Annotated in this window: 3 protein-coding genes; 2 read left to right on the top strand and 1 reads right to left on the bottom strand. The window is 55.1% G+C overall.

Annotated features, from left to right (window positions below):
* Positions 1 to 33 precede the first annotated feature (33 nt).
* Positions 34 to 468, top strand: a complete 435-nt coding sequence (locus B060_RS0123420) for a hypothetical protein (RefSeq protein WP_018084213.1) — start codon at positions 34 to 36, stop codon at positions 466 to 468.
* The gene (locus tag B060_RS0123415) at positions 465 to 761 is read left to right on the top strand and encodes a hypothetical protein (RefSeq protein ID WP_018084212.1); all 297 of its coding nucleotides are present in this window, start codon (positions 465 to 467) and stop codon (positions 759 to 761) included. Before B060_RS0123420 ends, B060_RS0123415 begins: the two co-directional genes overlap by 4 nt.
* A 229-nt stretch (positions 762 to 990) precedes the next feature.
* Here B060_RS0123415 and B060_RS0123410 read toward each other — a convergent pair whose 3' ends face one another.
* Positions 991 to 1,725 carry a hypothetical protein gene (locus B060_RS0123410; protein WP_018084211.1) on the bottom strand — a complete coding sequence of 245 codons (735 nt, stop codon included), beginning with the start codon at positions 1,723 to 1,725 and terminating at the stop codon, positions 991 to 993.
* Between the last annotated feature and the right edge of the window lie 409 nt (positions 1,726 to 2,134).

The raw sequence follows: 2,134 nt of genomic DNA, 5'->3' as shown, positions 1-2,134 counted from the left end.
GCTTATTGAGCGTCCAGCTTCGGAGGCTGCGTAATGTTGGCTCAAAACATCACCCGACCGCGCGAACAGCTTCGCGTGCTTCGTGCCCAGATGGCTGATGCCGTGGAAAAGCTCATCTCAGCCATGGATCACATCGACGGTGATCCCGACCTCGAACTTACCGGAGACGAAAACGAGCCATCGCTGGCTACGATGGACGGACGGAACCACGCCATTGACTTCACCGGCGATACCGATGACCGCGAAGTCGAATGCGATGACGAGGGCAACGATAGCGACACTGAGTTGAACGGTGACGAAGGCGATTTCTCCGGCGCCGACGATGACGGCCCGTCGTATTTCTATCAACGGCAGAATGATCGGCACGCCACCCGCGTCACCGATATCCGCGATTTCATCACCGATGGGCGAGGCAATGCCTTCTTCACTCTGGACGGTGTGCCAATGCAGGGAGGGCCTTTGCGATGACCTCCCTTACAGACTCGGTCACGATGCCTCTTTCGGACCTAATCGAAGCCCACCGTGCTGCTCAAGCTGCAGTCGGCCCGGCGGGCACCGATGACGCGGCACAGGTGCATGCTGACATGCTAGCAATCATGCTATGCGCCCGGTCCCATGACGTGCATGAGAGCGACGAGGACGGGATGCTTGTGGAGGAGTATTGCGCCGCATCCGATGGATCGACTGACAGCCTCGGCTTCATCGATGCCTTGCCGGTCGTCACGTTACAAGCGCTCAGGAATATGATCGCTGCCGCATGAGGATCGTATGTATCATGTCATCTTACACATGATGAACACGATGCACCCTACATCATCGAAAACTTATATCTGACGTGGTTGTCTGAGTGTTCCGCTGCATTCATTGCCCCCAGCACCCCAGCGGCGGCCAAATTAAAAGGCGCGCTTCACCCAGATGTAAGCGCGCCTTTTTCTGTTTCCTAGCCCTAAACCGGATTGGAAGCCGCCCCGCCAACTTACTTAAGGTTCACTAAGCGGTCGGCGTCCACTGACGAACGACATTCCAATCATCCTGCGAGACGATGTTCAGAGGTTGAAAGTTGAGCCCCTGGCTGTAGATGAAGTTGTCAAAGCACACCTCGCCTGTGCGTTCCTGCAAAGGGCTTTTGACATAAATCGAGGGATCGAGGCCCATCGACGCGAAGCAATCCATAGTCCGCTGCGAACCAAAGAAGAAGCAATCGCGACCGCCGAACCGGTCGGCAATGATCTGGCTTTTCGTATGGGCGGTGTGATCGCGCGTAATAGCCATCACAGAACGATCGAACGGCGGCACTGACAGCGGCTCGAAAAACGGGCGTATATCTATTGGCACGCGGAACTGTATATCCAGCCGGGTTACGAGCACGGCATCATACGCTTTAGGCCTCGCCACCCCGAGACGAAGCGCCATGCTTCGCCGCACGGACTCGTGCATTTTCATTGCCGAAATATGCTCATGGTCGCGCTCATCATCGAAGACGACTTGATCTTCGACAAGCATGGCGGACGGTGTCAAAGTATCGCGCACCAGCCTAAGTGTGCTTTCGCTGACCGGTTCGACCTCCGCATTCAACTCATACCATGACGACGTCCGCCGATTCGTTTCCGACCAAGTATGAATGAAAAGATCATGCGGGCCAAGAACGTCCAAAACGTTCTGTTTGAACAGGTCAATGCACTGGCTAACGGTGCGCAGATGGCCAAATGTGTGAACAGCAATCATGTCTCCGATTACCATTCTGACCGATTAATTCAACTGTCCAATCGTGGACTAACTTTGAGCATAAAAAACGCCGCCCGTTAGGGCAGCGTTGCGGAATGAAAAATGCTGTTAACCGTCACAACACCATCGAAAATTTATAAGCGCCGTGGTCAACTGACCTTGCCGCTGCTTCCGCCCCCCCCAGCCCCCGCAGCGGCAAATTTAAAGGCGCGCTCTCACCTTCCGTGGGGCGCGCCTTTTTCTATGCCGATCAGTACGCACCGTTAGAAAAAAGCCGCCCGTTGCGGTTTTCTGTAAAGATGCAAGTCTATCGGCGGAGACCCTGATCTAGAGCTAGAGCCTGACCTAGAAATTACCTGTGAAGATGAAGGTGCCCAATGCGACGATGAGGGGCACGACGGCGATACGG

The sequence above is a fragment of the Asticcacaulis benevestitus DSM 16100 = ATCC BAA-896 genome, from assembly GCF_000376105.1.
GTDB lineage: Bacteria > Pseudomonadota > Alphaproteobacteria > Caulobacterales > Caulobacteraceae > Asticcacaulis > Asticcacaulis benevestitus.
The sequence above is the reverse complement of the archived record's forward strand: the minus strand, read 5'-3'. Positions and strand labels throughout refer to the sequence as shown.

Excerpts from the sequence above, each read along its gene's own strand:
- B060_RS0123415 (WP_018084212.1), top strand. The coding sequence starts at position 465 with ATGACCTCCCTTACAGACTCGGTCACGATGCCTCTTTCGGACCTAATC.
- B060_RS0123410 (WP_018084211.1), bottom strand. The coding sequence starts at position 1,725 with ATGATTGCTGTTCACACATTTGGCCATCTGCGCACCGTTAGCCAGTGC.
- B060_RS0123420 (WP_018084213.1), top strand. The coding sequence starts at position 34 with ATGTTGGCTCAAAACATCACCCGACCGCGCGAACAGCTTCGCGTGCTT.